Origin of the sequence: Saccharopolyspora kobensis (assembly GCF_900108315.1) — a bacterium.
In the GTDB taxonomy this organism is placed as follows: Bacteria; Actinomycetota; Actinomycetes; order Mycobacteriales; family Pseudonocardiaceae; genus Saccharopolyspora; species Saccharopolyspora kobensis.
Genome location: NZ_FNVB01000008.1, coordinates 111,496 through 126,395, shown reverse-complemented (window position 1 = coordinate 126,395; position 14,900 = coordinate 111,496). Strand labels below are relative to the sequence as shown.

The window sequence follows — 14,900 nt, the reverse complement described above, 5'->3', positions numbered from 1 at the left end:
TACTGCCGCGGGTTCTCAGCGCCCGCCTGGCGAGGACGGCCCTGACGCCGTGCATCAGTCAGGGCATCCGCGGCCCAAGCGGGCGCTGCGATTCCGCTACCGGCACCGCCACTTAGAACGAGGTCGGGGAAACCTCGTTCGAACGTCACTCGTGGCGGTGCATCCGGGTCGCGGAGTGCTGGTCGCGGGGCTTGACCTCGATGAAGTCGAGGTTCACGTGCGGCGGGCGGGTCACCGCGAAGGTGATGACGTCGGCGATGTCGTCGGCGGTCAGCGGGGTGATGCCGCGGTACACGGCCGCCGCGCGCTCCTTGTCGCCGGCGAAGCGCACCTCGGAGAACTCCGTCTCCACCGCGCCCGGCGCGATCTCGGTGAACCGCACCGGCTCGCCCAGGTGCTCGCCGCGCAGCGTGCGGTGCAGCGCGCCCTGCGCGTGCTTGGCCGAGGTGTAGCCGCCGCCGTTGTCGTAGACGCCGGTGGCCGCCACCGAGGTCACCGTCACCACGTGGCCGTCGCCGGAGGCCACCAGCTTCGGCAGCAGCGCGCGGGTGACGCGCAGCGTGCCGAGCACGTTGGTCTCCCACATCCAGCGCCAGTCGTCCTCGACCGCGTCGGCGATCTTGGCCAGACCCTTCGCGCCGCCGGCGTTGTTGATCAGCACGTGGCACTCGGGCACCTGCGCGACGAACGCGTCCACCGATTCCTGATCGGTGACGTCCAGCGGCAGCGCCTTGCCGCCGATCTCCTCGGCCAGCGCGGTCAACCTCTCGATCCGCCGCGCGCCCAGGACGACGGTGAATCCCGCCGCGGCGAGCTGTCGCGCGGTGGCGGCGCCGATGCCGGAACTCGCCCCGGTGACCACGGCCCAGCGACCTGCAGAACTTGTGCTCACGTCTACGTCCTCCCGCCGGTTTCGGGTTGCCCCCACCATCCGATCACGTCACCGGTAGGGCCTCGCCATCACCCGATCGATGTGACAGGACACACTGGGAGGGCAATGCGCCTCGCCTGGCTCCAGGCGTATTTGTGAATGAGGGTCATTTTTCGCCCGCTGTCCGCCGAATTCGGCAAAGCGGACAGCGAGGTCGCAATTTCTCGGAAGGGAATCGAAGGTGAGTTCCAAGCTGCGGCTGCTCTGGACTGCGCTCGCGGCGGTGCTGCTGATCTCCGGCTGCGGGACGTCCGCACCGGAAGACCGGGCACCCGCCGAACCGGTCGCGAAGGTCTCCTTCGAACCGGGCGCAGGCGCGGCCGAGGTCAACCCGGCGGTGCCGGTCAAGGCGGGCGTCGAGCGCGGCAGGTTCGACTCCGTCCAGCTGACCAACGGCGAGGGCAAGCAGGTGGAGGGGCAGCTCGCGCCGGACGGCAAGAGCTGGCAGGCGACCACGGCCCTCGGCTACGGCAAGACCTACACCTGGTCCGGGCAGGCCACCGGCGAGGACGGCAAGCAGGTCCCGGTGCAGGGCAGCTTCACCACCCTGCGGCCGCAGCGGACCATCCGCGCCACCATCAACCCGACCGACGAGGCCGAGGTCGGGATCGCGATGCCGATCAGCGTCAAGTTCGACGAGCCGGTGCAGGACAAGGCGGCCGTGCAGCGGGCGCTGAACGTGCAGACCTCGGTCCCGGTCGAGGGCGCCTGGGCGTGGCTGTCCGACCGGCAGGTCGACTGGCGGCCGAAGGAGTACTGGCCGGCCAACACCCGGGTCAGCGTCAGCGCCAAGCTCTACGGCCTGGCCTACGGCGGCGGTGCCTACGGCCTCGCCGACCTGACCACCGACTTCAACATCGGCCGCGCGCAGATCGTGAAGGCCGACGTGAACACGCACCGCCTGGTGGTGGTGCGCGACGGCGAGCAGGTGGCCAGCTACGCGGCCAGCTACGGCGAGGAGTACGACCCGGGCCGCAACACGCCCAACGGGACCTTCATCATCATGGAGAAGAACCCGGTGGAGATCATGGACAACCCCCGCTACGGCTACCGCGACGTGCGCAAGACGTGGGCGGCCCGGTTCTCCAACCACGGCGAGTTCATCCACGAGAACCAGGAGAACGCGGCGGCCCTGGGCAAGGTCAACAACTCGCACGGCTGCATCAACCTCAGCGCGGCGGACGCGAAGAAGTACTACGACAGCGCGCTGATCGGCGACCCGGTCGAGGTCTCCGGCTCGGCGAGCAGCATGCCCCCGCAGTACGACGTCTACGACTGGCTTCTCAGCTGGGACCAGTGGCAGGCGAAATCAGCGGTCTGAGGACCGCAACTTCCAACTCGTTTTGCGAGGCGGTGCGGGTGGCGGAACCTCAGACGCCGCCTGGACTCCGGGATGTCCGATACACGGCGAGCGGGCTGTCCTCGCCAGGCGACGTCTGAGAACCCGCGGCGGTGCAAGCGCCGAAGGTGGGCTAAGCGGCTTCGCCGCTCAAAAGCAAAAGTGTGAAGACAGGGTTGCGCGAACGGCGGTGGTCATCCCGGCCACCGCCGTCGAGCTTTCACACGTGTGAGTAGCGCCACCCGGGGCCGGTCGGGCGGCGGGTCCGGCGGGGTCTTGGCGGTAGCGTCGAGCGTTGGCCTGGTGTTGCGGGAGTGTTTCCCGCCGCGCCGGACGTCGGGTTCCACGTGCGCCCCGTGACCTCGGGGCGTCCCGCTCGCGATGGACAGCAGATGACCTCCAGAACGTTACGCATGCGGCCGCGCCGCGCGGCCGTCTTCTCGTTGCACACCTCGCCGCTGGAACAGCCCGGCACCGGCGACGCCGGGGGCATGAACGTCTACATCGCGCAGACCGCGCGGCAGCTCGCCGAGTTCGGCACCGAGGTCGAGATCTTCACCCGGGCCACCTCCTCGGACGTCCCGCCGATCGCCGAGCTCGCCCCCGGCGTGCTGGTCCGCAACGTCGTCGCCGGGCCCTTCGAAGGCCTGGACAAGAACGAGCTGCCGTCGCAGCTGTGCGCCTTCGCCGCCGGGGCGCTGCGCGTCGAGGCGCGCCACGAGCCCGGTCACTACGACATCGTGCACTCGCACTACTGGCTGTCCGGGCAGGTCGGGTGGCTTGCGCGGGAGCGCTGGGGCGTGCCGCTGGTGCACACCGCGCACACCCTCGCCAAGGTCAAGAACGCCAACCTCGCCGACGGCGACACCCCGGAGCCGCGGGTTCGCGTGCTGGGCGAGGAGCAGATCGTCGAGCAGGCCGACGTGCTGGTGGCCAACACCGAGTTCGAGGCCGCCGACCTGGTCGACCGCTACGACGCCGACCCGGCCTCGATCGCGACCATCCCGCCCGGCGTCGACCTGGACGTGTTCACCCCGGGCGACCGCGCGGCCGCGCGCGCCGAGCTGGACCTGCCCGCCGACGCCGTCACGCTCGCCTTCGTCGGCCGGATCCAGCCGCTGAAGGCCCCGGACGTGCTGCTGCGGGCCACCGCGGAACTGCTGGCGCGGCACCCGGAGCTGCGCGAACGCCTGGTCGTGCTGGTCGTCGGCGGGCCGTCCGGCAGCGGGCTGGAGCGGCCGCGGGCGCTGCAGGAGCTCGCCGCGGAGCTGGCGATCACCGATGTGGTGCGGTTCCTGCCGCCGCGCTCGGGCGCGGCGCTGGCCGCGGTCTACCGGGCTGCCGACGTCATCGCGGTGCCCAGCTACAACGAGTCGTTCGGGATGGTCGCGCTGGAGGCGCAGGCCTGCGGGACGCCGGTGGTGGCCGCGGCGGTCGGCGGGTTGCCGGTCGCCGTCGACGACGGCGTGTCCGGGCTGCTGGTGGACGGGCACCGCACCGGGCAGTGGGCCGACGCGCTGGGTTCCCTCGTGCGCGATCCGCAGCTGCGGGCCCGGCTGGCGGCGGGCACGACGGCGCACGCGACGCGGTTCTCGTGGCGGAACACCACCGAGGCGCTACTGGACGCCTACGCGCGGGCGAAGATGGCCTTCCACGAGCAACTGCACGTCCGGGAGGTGACCGCGTGAGCATCGACGACGTGATCAAGTCCACTTTGGACGAGAACGGGCTGGAGCACCGGCAGGAGGGGCGGGGCCGGTTCTTCGTCACGCTGCCCGGCACCAAGAAGCTGCAGACCAACTGCTGGCTGGTGGTGGCCGAGCACGCGCTGGTCGTCGAGGCCTTCGTGTGCAGGAAGCCCGACGAGGCGCACGCCGAGGTGTACCGGTTCCTGCTGCGCCGCAACGCCAAGCTCTACGGCGTGCACTACACGCTCGACGCGGCGGGCGACATCTACCTGGTGGGCCGGATCGGCCTGCACGCGGTGACCGCCGAGGAGCTGGACCGGGTGCTCGGCCAGGTGCTGGAAGCCGCCGACGGCGACTTCAACGCGCTGCTGGAGCTCGGGTTCGCCACCTCCATCCGCCGGGAGTGGGGCTGGCGCGAGTCGCGCGGCGAGTCGCTGGCGAACCTGCGGCCGTTCCGCGCGCTCGTGGAGCGCGACGGCCCCCTCGAACCCGGGCGCGACCAGCAGTAGTGCAACCGGAAGATCGCACCGCTCCGTCCTCGCTGTGTCCGAACCGAGGTGGAGGAGTCGAAGGTGCGATTACGTTGGTCCCTGCTGGCCGTGGTCCTGGCCGGGTTGGTCGCGGGGTGTTCCTCGTCGGCGGAGTCCGGCAGCAGTGCGCGCGAACTGGCGCCGCAGCGCAGCTCCGACTACTCGACTGCGAAGCAGGACCTCTCGCCCGACCAGCAGGACTTCTCCACCGATCAGCGGCGCGAGGTGATCCGCACCGCTGAGCTGGACGTCGAGGTGGACGACGTCGCGGGCGCGAGCGCGGAGGTGCGCCGCCGGGCCGAGGCGGTCGGCGGCTACCTGGAGCAGGAGACCGGCTACCGGTCGAGCAACACGATGACCGTCCGGATCCCGGCCGCGGAGCTGGACCGGGCGCTGGGCGAGCTGTCCGGGCTGGGCCGCGTGACCTCGCGGAGCCAGCAGGCCGAGGACGTCACCGAGCAGCTCGTGGACACCCGCAGCCGGATCGAGTCCCAGCAGGCCAGCGTGCAGCGCCTCCGCGAGCTGATGGCCAGGGCGGAGACGGTCTCGGACATCGTCTCGATCGAGTCGGAGCTGACCTCGCGGGAAACGGAGCTGGAATCGCTCCAGCGCCGGGAAGCGGCGATGTCCTCGCAGGTGCAGCTGGCGACGGTCACGGTCCGCCTGGAGAGCCCGGCGGTGGTGGCCGATGAGGACACCGGCTTCCTGGCGGGACTCAGCGCGGGCTGGCGGGGGCTCACCGCGACCGGCGCGGTCATCCTCACGACGCTGGGCGCGGTTCTCCCCTTCGCGGCGGCCCTGGTGGTCCCGGCGTTCGGCCTCCACCTCTGGCTGCGCCGTCGGAAGGCGCTGAAGAAGTCGCTTTGATCCCGGTTCTGCGGACCGCGGGGGCGGCTCGGGAGAGAGGGGGAGTCACGAGCTCGAGCCGCCCCACGCGGGGGTCCCGCCTGACGGGCCGTTGGGCGGGGGGCACCCGGGGCCCGGCGGGCGCGGTCCGATGGGGGATGCGGACCGCGTTGATGCTCTCGCGTGATCGGGGAGTGCGTGGGAGCCGATCAAGGAGAGCTTTGTCAACTTCGCAGAGTCATGCAGCTGCCACAAGGCCGCCACATTACTCCATTAGTGTGATGTTCAAAGTGAAAAGTAACGCAAAGGAATCAAACTGCCTTCGTTTTTCGAACGAAGGTGATGGCCGCCACTTTCGTGTCACGTTGCTGCTGTGATCGGATAACCGTCGAGTGAAGTTGGCAACCAAATTCGCCGGTCACGGCGCGTTTCCGAGCGCCGTTCGCGGCGGCCTCCGCTGGGATTCACCGGCACCGCGCGGCGCGCGCTGAAGGCGGTCGGCGGCCTCCGCGGCGGAACGCCTCGATAGCCTGGGCATATGACTTCGACCCTGGTGCTGCTGCGGCACGGCGAGAGCACGTGGAACGCCGAGAACCTGTTCACCGGCTGGGTGGACGTCCCGCTGTCCGAGAAGGGGGAGGCGGAGGCCAAGCGCGGCGGTGAGCTCCTGCGCGAGGCCGGTGCGCTGCCGGACGTGCTGCACACCTCGCTGCTGCGGCGGGCGATCTCCACGGCGAACATGGCCCTGGACGTGGCCGACCGGCACTGGATCCCGGTGCGCCGCGACTGGCGGCTCAACGAGCGCCACTACGGCGCCCTGCAGGGCAAGAACAAGAAGCAGACCCTGGAGACCTACGGCGAGGAGCAGTTCATGCTCTGGCGCCGCTCCTACGACACCCCGCCGCCGGAGATCGAGCTCGGCAGCGAGTTCAGCCAGGACGCCGACCCGCGCTACGCCGACCTCGGCGCGGACCTGCCGCGCACCGAGTGCCTGAAGGACGTGGTGGCCCGGCTGCTGCCGTACTGGGAATCGGCCATCGTGCCCGACCTGCGGGCCGGCCGCACCGTGCTGGTCGCCGCGCACGGCAACTCGCTGCGCGCGCTGGTCAAGCACCTCGACGGCATCTCCGATGACGCCATCGCGGGCCTGAACATCCCGACCGGCATCCCGCTGCGCTACGACCTGGACGAGAACTTCAAGCCGGTCAACCCCGGCGGCACCTACCTCGACCCGGAGGCGGCGGAGAAGGCCGCCGCCGCGGTCGCCAACCAGGGCCGCTGACCCCAGATCGCGCCGATGTGGAGGGCGCCGTCCGCCGACCGGCTCGGCGGACGGCGCCCTCCGCGCTTTCCGGTCCGGATCGGAAGGTGCCCTGCGGTCGTCACTCGGGTGGGGGATGGATGGCGGGAAATCGCCGTGGTGGCGAACGGATTGCTACCGATGGCCCTGCGACACGTGAACTGGCCACCAGCGCCGGGTGAAATCGAGGTGAAGAAGCCACCGATTCGTGTCACGGGTATCACGGAACGCCCTCGTAGACTGGCCTTTCCCCACCCCGGCGCGCTTACGATGCTCGCGTGACCGCATTGGGCTACACCGCCCTGATCATCGCCGTGCTCCTGGTGGGTGCGGCCGGTGGCTTCGTCATCGCGAAACTCCGGTTCTACGGCCGCGGCAAACCCGAGGGCCCGACCGTCGCGGAGCTGCTCCAGCGGCTGGTGCACACGAGTGCCAGCGGCGTCGTCCTGCTCAACAAGTTCGGCGACGTGGTGCTGCACAACCCCCGGGCCGACGAGCTCGGCGTCATCCGGGACCACCGGGCCGACGCCCGCGCCCGCAAGGCCGCCGAACAGGCCCTGGCCACCGGCGAAGCCGTTCCCGTCGACCTCAGCCCGCTGACCGAGCGCCCCGCGATGCGCGGTCGCGGCCCGGCCGCGGTGCTCGGCGAGGTCCGCCCGCTGGGCGACGGCTTCGCCGTCGTCGACGCCGCCGACGAGTCCGACTCGGTGCGCCTGGAGGCCACCCGTCGCGACTTCGTCGCCAACGTCAGCCACGAGTTGAAGACCCCGGTCGGGGCACTCGCGCTGCTCGCGGAGGCGGTCCTGGACGCCGCCGACGATGCTGAAGAGGTGCGGCGGTTCTCCACCAAGATCCTGCACGAGTCGACCAGGCTGGGAACCCTGGTCTCCGAGCTGATCGCGCTGTCCCGCCTGCAGGGCGCCGAGGCGCTGCCCGAGATGACCACGATCAACGTCGACGACGTGGTCGAGGAGGCGCTGGGCCGCTGCCGGCTCGGCGCGGAGTCCGCGGGCATCGAGATCGCCGTCGACGAGCCCACCGGCCACCTGCTGGACGGGGACCGGACGCTGCTGGTCACCGCGCTGAGCAACCTGATCGACAACGCGGTGTCGTACTCGCCGCCGGGCAGCCCGGTGTCGATCAGCCGCCGCCTGTCCGGCGACTTCGTGGAGGTCGCGGTGACCGACCGCGGCATCGGCATCGAGCCGGAGTACCACGAGCGGGTCTTCGAGCGGTTCTTCCGGGTCGACCCGGCCCGCTCGCGCGCCACCGGTGGCACCGGCCTCGGCCTGGCCATCGTCAAGCACGTGGCCGCCAACCACGGCGGCGAGGTCAAGCTGTGGAGCCGCACCGGCACCGGCTCGACCTTCACGCTTCGGGTGCCCAGGCACGGCGCTCGCACGACCGACGGCCAACCGGCCGTTGACGCGGTGGCAACAAAGGACCGCCCCGGCGGAGTCATCCGTTCCGGGAACGAGGGTGCCGACGGCGTCGCAGCCGTCGAAACGGGAGGAGTCCGGTGACCAGGGTGCTGATCGTGGAGGACGAGGAGTCCTTCGCCGACCCGCTCGCTTTCCTGCTGCGCAAGGAGGGCTTCACGGCGGCAGTCGCCGCGAACGGTCCGGAGGCGTTGGACGAGTTCGACCGCAACGGCGCGGACATCGTGCTGCTCGACCTGATGCTGCCCGGCATGAGCGGCACCGACGTGTGCAAGCAGCTGCGCCAGCGCTCCTCGGTGCCGGTGATCATGGTGACGGCGCGGGACAGCGAGATCGACAAGGTCGTGGGCCTGGAGCTGGGCGCCGACGACTACGTGACCAAGCCGTACTCGGCGCGCGAGCTGATCGCGCGGGTGCGCGCGGTGCTGCGCCGCCGCGGCGAGGCCGAGGAGCTGCAGCCGCAGGTGCTGGCCGCCGGGCCGGTCCGGATGGACGTGGAGCGGCACGTGGTGACCGTCGACGGCGAGGACGTCAACCTGCCGTTGAAGGAGTTCGACCTGCTGGAGTACCTGCTGCGCAACGTCGGCCGGGTGCTCACCCGCGGTCAGCTGATCGACCGGGTGTGGGGCGCCGACTACGTCGGCGACACCAAGACGCTGGACGTGCACGTCAAGCGGCTGCGCTCGAAGGTCGAGCCGAACCCGGCCGATCCGCGCTACCTGATCACGGTGCGTGGCCTCGGCTACAAGTTCGAAGCGTGATCCCGCTCGCGTGACCGGGAGCACGACTTGCACCGGCGGAGCAGGTCCGAGGGCTGTTCGGGGCGCTCGGGCGGGCCGTTTGCGGGCCCACCCGACGCCCGGTCGCGTGCGCAGCCGGTAATTTGTCGGTCATGCGCCTAGGGGTGCTCGACGTCGGATCCAACACGGTCCACCTGCTGGTGGTGGACGCGCATCGTGGTGCCCATCCGACCCCGATGACATCGGAGAAGACCGTGCTTCGGCTCGCCGAGCGGATCGGTGCGCACGGCGGTCGTCTCAGCGAGGACGACGCCGGTGAGCTGATCCGCACGGTCGCCGCTGCCCAGGAATCGGCGGTCGCGGCCGGTTGCGAGGAGCTGATGGCCTTCGCGACCTCGGCGATCCGCGACGCGGTCAACGCCGCCGAAGTGCTCGACCGGGTCGAAGCCGAGACCGGCATCGCGCTGGAGGTGCTGCCCGGCGAGGACGAGGCCCGGTTCACCTTCCTCGCCGCGCGCCGCTGGTACGGCTGGTCGGCGGGCAACCTGCTGATGCTCGACATCGGCGGCGGCTCGCTGGAGATGGCGATGGGCATCGACGAGCAGCCCGACCTGGCGGTGTCGCTGCCGCTGGGTGCCGGGCGGATGGCCCGCACGATGCTGCACGACCCGCCCGGCCAGGACGAGGTCAAGAAGCTCCGCGAGTGGCTCCAGGGGCAGCTCGCGCCCACCGCCAAGCAGTTCCGCAAGCTCGGCAGGCCGGATCGCGCGGTGGCCAGCTCCAAGACGTTCCGGTCGCTGGCCAGGCTGACCGGCGCCGCACCGGCCTCGGCCGGGCCCCGGGCGCCGCGCACCCTCACCGAGACCGGCCTGCGCCAGCTGATCGCCTTCATCTCCCGCATGTCCTCGCCGGACCTGGCCGCTCTCGACGGGGTCAGCGCAGCGCGGGCGCACCAGCTCGTCGGCGGTGCGCTGGTGGCGGAGGCCACCATGAAGGCGCTCGGGGTGAAGGAACTCGACATCTGCCCGTGGGCGTTGCGTGAAGGGGTGATCCTGCGGCGGCTGGACCACACCAACGGAGACAGTCACACTGCCATCCAGGACCGAGCGGCGTTGCGGCTCGCCGGGCCTGATGAGGACGGAACTGGACGCCGGACGGAGCACGGGGCACGGTGGGAGCGATGAATCGGGACAGCGGGGCCGATCAGCCCACCCAGCGCACCGTCGCGGAGCTGCTGGCTGAGTACGGCAACAGCGGGCAGAAGAGCAGCCGCCGGCGGCGCAGGCGCGCCGAGGACCCGAGCGAGACCGCACCGCAGGCGATCATCGAGCGGGTGCTGTCGGACAGCGGTCAGATGCGCGCCATCCAGCCCGACGCCGAGCCGCCGCAGTACCGCAGCCACCGGGTCGCAGGCCGTCGACCGGCCGCCCCGCCGCCGCCACCTCCGCCGGCGGCGCAGCAGCCTCCGGTCGCGCCGCCCGCGCCGCAGGCACCGCCGCCCGAGCCACCGGCCGCCCCGGAGCCGCCCGCTGCCGAGGCCCCGGCGGAGGGCAGCCCGAGCTACTGGGCGCAGCGGTTCTCCTCCGCGGGCGGCAAGAAGCCCGCAGGCCCGGTCGCGGGCGATGCCGAGGCGACCATCCAGCAGCCCGCGTTGCGCGCCGACGCGCCGCCGGTGCCGCCGACGGCGCCCAAGCAGACGCCGCCGGAAGGCCTCACCGAGCAGCTGCCGCGCGTGCCCGCCGCCGCTCCGCCGGACGTCGAGAGCGGCACCGAGGTGCTGGCCGTCCCGGCCGCGCCGCCGGAGCCGGTCGAGGACGAGCCGAAGCGCGCGGACGACGACCCGTACGACTTCGACTCCTACGAGGAGCCGGAGCCGGAGTACGCCGAGGAAGACGACTACGACCCCGAGCTGCCCGCGGGCATGGACGCGGACGACTACCGGGAGGACGAGCCCGAGGAGGAGCCGGAGCCGCCGTCGCCCGCCAAGGAGTGGGGCACGCTGGCCCTGCAGGGCGTCGCCGGGCTGGTCGGTGGCGGTGCGGTCTGGTTCGGGTTCCGCTGGTTGTGGGGCTTCCACGCGCTGGCGGCTCTCGCCGCGGCGCTGCTGTTCACCGGTCTGCTGGTGCTCATCGCGTGGAAGTTCTTGCGCAACAACGACCTGCAGACGATCCTGCTCGCGGTGCTGGTCGGCCTGTTCTGCACGGTTTCGCCCGCAGCGCTGCTGCTGATCAGCCACTAGCCCCCGAGTTCGCACGACACCGGAACCGCGTTCGGCGCACCCGCGGTGTGAGCTACGCACCGTTGGCGGGGCCCGCAGCGTGACCACCCGGCGATCGTCGGTCATCCTTGGCAGGACATGACAGTGCAACCGCCACCGCGCGAGGACGCCCCGGGGCACATCCCGGTCGGGCTGTCCAGCGCTTCGGTGTGGCCGCAGCCGGCCCGGGCGGCGTTCGAGATGGCCGCCGACCTCGGTTTCGACGGGGTCGAGGTGATGGTCTGGGCGGACGCGGTCAGCCAGGACGCCTCCGCGCTGCACCGGCTCTCCGAGCAGCACGGGGTGCCGATCCTGGCCGTCCACGCGCCCTGCCTGCTGATCACCCAGCGGGTCTGGTCACCGGAGCCGGAGGAGCGGCTGCGCAAGGCCGTGGTGGTGGCCAGCGAGCTGGGCGCCTCCACAGTGGTCGTGCACCCGCCGTTCCGCTGGCAGCGCCGCTACGCGGACGGGTTCGGCGAGCTGGTCGCGGAGCTGGAGGAGACCAGCGGGATCGCGGTCGCGGTGGAGAACATGTTCCCGCTGCGCCCGCCGAGCACGCTGAACCGGCTGCGCGGCGGCAAGTCCAGCGGGCTCTCGGCGTTCAAGCCCTCGCCGGACCCGACCGAGGTGGGCTTCCGCAACTACACGTTCGACCTCTCGCACGCCGCCGCCGCGCACGTGGACGCCATCGACCTGCTCAAGCGCATGGCGGGCGGGCTCGCGCACGTGCACCTGGCGGACGGGACGGGCGCGCCGCGCGACGAGCACCTGCTGCCGGGACAGGGGAACCAGCCCTGCGCCGAGGTCTGCGAAGCGCTCGCGGCCGACGGTTACCACGGCTCGGTGGTCCTGGAGGTCAACACCCGCAAGGCCCGCAATCCCCAGCAGCGCTCGGCCTTGCTGGCCGAAGCCCTCCAGTTCGCCCGAACCCACCTCGAACCCCCGGCTCCGGCGTGAGAGCGGGGCTGGTCGGTTTCGTGCGAAATCGACCAGCGGGCGGCACCGGTTCCGCGCGAAATCTCCAGGCACGACGCCCACTTCTGGGCTTAGCCGGTGCCTGATGATCAACTTCGGTCAAGGTCACTAGAATCGGTGAACATGAACCCGTTGCGCGCATCGGTCGTCGAGCGCAGTCGACCACTGGACCGCATGTGACCGAGGCCCTGGACCCCTTCGCGACGGCCACCTCGGTGCGCCCTCTCGGCGACGGCAGCTACGTCGCCAACCTGCATCCGGAATGGGCCGTGGGCGACCACCCGCACGGCGGCTACCTGCTCGCGCTGCTGACCAGGGCGCTCGGCGACACCACCGGGCTCGCGCCGCTGGCGGTCAGCGCGCAGTACCTGCGCCCGCCCAGGGTGGGGCCGGTGCTGATCCGCACCGAGATCCTCAAGGCGGGCAAGACGATCACCGCGGCCAGGGCCGTGCTCGAACAGAGCGGGCAGTCCTGCGTCGACGCCACGATCACCCTGGGCAAGAGCCCGGAGGGCGAACCGGTCTGGGCGGACCTGCCCGACATGCCGGTGAACCCGCCGTCCAGCGCGATCGACCTCGGGGCCGGCGAAGCGCGGAAGTACTTCTCGCTGGCGCAGGTCTGCGACATGCGGCTGGACGCCGACACCGCGGAGTTCCTCGACGGCCGCACCGGGCCGCCCCGGCTGCGGATGTGGGTCAAACCGCGGGAAGCGCAGCCGGACCTGCTGTTCGGCCTGGTCGCGGGCGACCTGACGGTGCCGGTCACGCTGAACCTGGCCCGCTTCGGCTGGGCCCCGACGGTGCAGCTGACGGCTCTGCTCCGCACGCCCCCGGCCAACGGCTGGCTGCGCCTGGCGGTGGACTGCCGAGCGGTCCAGGGCCAGTGGTTCGACGAGGACGTGATGGTGGTGGACTCGGTGGGCCGCCTGGTCTGCCAAGCCCGCCAGCTCGCCATCGCCCCCTGACCTGCCGCAATTTCAATTGAAATCTAAGGTGCGATTTCAATTGAAGTCGCACCACCCTTCGGCGTGTCGGGCACCGACGCGCCGAAGGGATGCCAATTTCAATTGAAATCAGACGTCCAATTTCCATTGAAATTGCGTTCCGAGACCGCCGGGGCGGAGCGGGTCAGTCCAGGCGGGTCACGTCGAGGCCGCCGTCCGCGTGCTGCTTGCGGAGGCGCTTCTTGTCGAACTTGCCCACGCTCGTCTTCGGCGCCTCGTCGATGAACGTCCAGTACTCCGGCAACTGCCACTTCGCCACCGAGTCCGCCAGGAAGTCGCGCAGCTCCGCAGCGTCCACCTGCTGGCCGTCGCGCAGGACCACCGCGACCAGCGGGCGCTCCGACCACTTCTCGTCCGGCACCCCGATCACCATCGCCTCGGCGACCGCGGGATGGCCCATGACCTTGTTCTCCAGGTCCACCGACGAGATCCACTCGCCGCCGGACTTGATCACGTCCTTGGCGCGGTCGGTCAGCTGCAGGAAGCCGTCCGGGCTGATGTGCCCGACGTCGCCGGTGCGCAGCCAGCCGTCGTGGAACTTCTCCGGATCGTCGTCCCCGTAGTAGGAGGCGGCGATCCACGGGCCGCGGACCTCCAGCTCGCCGACGCTCTCGCCGTCCCACGGCAGCACCTGGTCGTCGTCGCCGATCAGCCGCGCCTGCACGCCGGCGGGCAGCCGCCCCTGGCTGGCCCGGTACTTCCAGACCTCCTCGCCGGTGGTCCCGGCGGGCGCCCGCGACACGCTGCCCAGCGGCGAGGTCTCGGTCATGCCCCAGGCGTGCAGCACCGTGATGCCGTACTCCTCCTCGAAGGTCTTCATCAGCGACAGCGGACAGGCCGCCCCGCCGACCACGACCTCGCTCAGCGAGGACACGTCGTGCGGATTCGCCGACAGGTACTGCAGCACGCCCTGCCAGATCGTCGGCACCGCCGCGGCCATCGTCGGGCGCTCCGCCGCGGTCATCTTCGCCAGCGGCTCGGGCTGCAGGAACCGGTCCGGCATGACGATCGAGGCGCCCACCATGAACGCCGCGTACGGCAGGCCCCAGGACATCGCGTGGAACATCGGCACGATCGCCAGCGCGCGATCCGCCTGCGACAGCGCCATCCCGTCGGTCATGCACACCTGCATCGAGTGCAGGTAGATCGAGCGGTGCGAGTAGACGACGCCCTTCGGGTTGGCCGTGGTGCCGGAGGTGTAGCACATCGCAGCGGCCGATCGCTCGTCCACCTCGGGCCAGTCGAACTCCACCGGCCGCCCGGACAACAGCTCCTCGTAGTCGTGCACCTGGACGCCCTGCGGCGCCTCCAGCCCGGCCGCGCCGCCGCCCGCGACGACCACGTGCCGAACCGTCTTGAGCTCCGGGAGCAGCTTGCCGAACAGCGGCAGCAGCGTCGTGTCGACCACCACCACCTCGTCCTCGGCGTGGTTGGCCACGTACACGAGCTGCTCCGGGAACAGCCGGATGTTCAGCGTGTGCAGCACGGCGCCCATCGCCGGCACCGCGAGGTAGACCTCCAGGTGCTCGGCGTTGTTCCACATGAACGTGCCGACGCGCTGGTCGCCGGTGACGCCGAGGCCGCGCAGCGCGTGCGCCAGCTGCGCCGCCCGGCGGCCCACGTCGGCGTAGGTGCGGCGCCGCGAACCCTCGCCGGTCCAGGTGATGACCTGGGCCGACGCGCCGTGCGGGCCGCTGCCCTGCTCGAGGATGCGGGCGATCGTCAGGGACCCGTCCTGCATCGTGCTGAACATGATCAGAGCTCCTTCGGTCTGGATCGCTCGGCCGTGGCGGGCGCTGTGGTGGCAGCCACAGTAGCCGCTGTGATCGTGCCGCGGGAGATCTCGGGACG

The 14,900-nt window shown here is 71.2% G+C and carries 13 protein-coding genes; 11 read left to right on the top strand and 2 right to left on the bottom strand.

Features of this window, described 5'->3' with window-relative positions; all coding sequences use genetic code 11:
* Positions 1-145: 145 nt before the first annotated feature.
* Positions 146-931 carry an SDR family NAD(P)-dependent oxidoreductase gene (locus tag C4T78_RS25665; protein ID WP_093354104.1) on the bottom strand — a complete coding sequence of 262 codons (786 nt, stop codon included), beginning with the start codon at positions 929-931 and terminating at the stop codon, positions 146-148.
* A 181-nt stretch (positions 932-1,112) separates the two neighbouring features.
* Here C4T78_RS25665 and C4T78_RS25660 point away from each other — a divergent pair, with 181 nt between their 5' ends.
* The 11 genes from C4T78_RS25660 (at position 1,113) to C4T78_RS25610 (ending at position 13,010) form a co-directional block, all read left to right on the top strand.
* On the top strand, positions 1,113-2,252 hold the full coding sequence (locus tag C4T78_RS25660; protein ID WP_093354102.1) for a L,D-transpeptidase: 1,140 nt from the start codon (positions 1,113-1,115) through the stop codon (positions 2,250-2,252).
* A gap of 410 nt (positions 2,253-2,662) precedes the next feature.
* Positions 2,663-3,958: a D-inositol-3-phosphate glycosyltransferase gene (gene mshA, locus C4T78_RS25655; RefSeq protein ID WP_093354099.1), complete on the top strand. Its 1,296-nt coding sequence runs from the start codon at positions 2,663-2,665 to the stop codon at positions 3,956-3,958.
* Positions 3,955-4,467, top strand: coding sequence for a type III secretion system chaperone family protein (locus C4T78_RS25650; RefSeq protein ID WP_093354097.1), 513 nt, complete (start codon positions 3,955-3,957; stop codon positions 4,465-4,467). The genes mshA and C4T78_RS25650 overlap by 4 nt, the downstream gene beginning before the upstream one ends.
* 63 nt (positions 4,468-4,530) lie before the next feature.
* Positions 4,531-5,355: a DUF4349 domain-containing protein gene (locus C4T78_RS25645; protein ID WP_235863611.1), complete on the top strand. Its 825-nt coding sequence runs from the start codon at positions 4,531-4,533 to the stop codon at positions 5,353-5,355.
* Positions 5,356-5,872: 517 nt separating this feature from the next.
* Entirely contained in the window at positions 5,873-6,616 is a 744-nt protein-coding gene (locus C4T78_RS25640; RefSeq protein WP_093354094.1) for a phosphoglyceromutase, read from the top strand.
* A gap of 296 nt (positions 6,617-6,912) precedes the next feature.
* Positions 6,913-8,157 carry a sensor histidine kinase gene (locus C4T78_RS25635; RefSeq protein WP_177247640.1) on the top strand — a complete coding sequence of 415 codons (1,245 nt, stop codon included), beginning with the start codon at positions 6,913-6,915 and terminating at the stop codon, positions 8,155-8,157.
* Positions 8,154-8,834, top strand: a complete 681-nt coding sequence (locus C4T78_RS25630; RefSeq protein ID WP_093145679.1) for a response regulator — start codon at positions 8,154-8,156, stop codon at positions 8,832-8,834. Before C4T78_RS25635 ends, C4T78_RS25630 begins: the two co-directional genes overlap by 4 nt.
* 131 nt (positions 8,835-8,965) lie before the next feature.
* Positions 8,966-9,997 (top strand): Ppx/GppA family phosphatase, encoded by a 1,032-nt coding sequence (locus C4T78_RS25625; RefSeq protein WP_093354089.1) that lies wholly within the window; start codon positions 8,966-8,968, stop codon positions 9,995-9,997.
* Complete coding sequence (locus tag C4T78_RS25620) at positions 9,994-11,052, top strand: Rv0497 family membrane protein (RefSeq protein WP_093354087.1); 1,059 nt, start codon at positions 9,994-9,996, stop codon at positions 11,050-11,052. The genes C4T78_RS25625 and C4T78_RS25620 overlap by 4 nt, the downstream gene beginning before the upstream one ends.
* Before the next feature lie 117 nt (positions 11,053-11,169).
* A complete protein-coding gene (locus tag C4T78_RS25615) occupies positions 11,170-12,027 on the top strand; it encodes a sugar phosphate isomerase/epimerase family protein (RefSeq protein ID WP_093354084.1) in 858 nt (285 codons plus the stop codon).
* Positions 12,028-12,221: 194 nt separating this feature from the next.
* A complete protein-coding gene (locus C4T78_RS25610; RefSeq protein WP_093354082.1) occupies positions 12,222-13,010 on the top strand; it encodes a thioesterase family protein in 789 nt (262 codons plus the stop codon).
* A 163-nt stretch (positions 13,011-13,173) separates the two neighbouring features.
* Here C4T78_RS25610 and C4T78_RS25605 read toward each other — a convergent pair whose 3' ends face one another.
* On the bottom strand, positions 13,174-14,802 hold the full coding sequence (locus C4T78_RS25605; protein ID WP_093354079.1) for a long-chain fatty acid--CoA ligase: 1,629 nt from the start codon (positions 14,800-14,802) through the stop codon (positions 13,174-13,176).
* Between the last annotated feature and the right edge of the window lie 98 nt (positions 14,803-14,900).

Coding starts and splice junctions, on each gene's coding strand:
- C4T78_RS25665 (WP_093354104.1), bottom strand. CDS start 931: ATGGTGGGGGCAACCCGAAACCGGCGGGAGGACGTAGACGTGAGCACA.
- mshA (WP_093354099.1), top strand. CDS start 2,663: ATGACCTCCAGAACGTTACGCATGCGGCCGCGCCGCGCGGCCGTCTTC.
- C4T78_RS25640 (WP_093354094.1), top strand. CDS start 5,873: ATGACTTCGACCCTGGTGCTGCTGCGGCACGGCGAGAGCACGTGGAAC.
- C4T78_RS25625 (WP_093354089.1), top strand. CDS start 8,966: ATGCGCCTAGGGGTGCTCGACGTCGGATCCAACACGGTCCACCTGCTG.
- C4T78_RS25620 (WP_093354087.1), top strand. CDS start 9,994: ATGAATCGGGACAGCGGGGCCGATCAGCCCACCCAGCGCACCGTCGCG.
- C4T78_RS25615 (WP_093354084.1), top strand. CDS start 11,170: ATGACAGTGCAACCGCCACCGCGCGAGGACGCCCCGGGGCACATCCCG.
- C4T78_RS25605 (WP_093354079.1), bottom strand. CDS start 14,802: ATGTTCAGCACGATGCAGGACGGGTCCCTGACGATCGCCCGCATCCTC.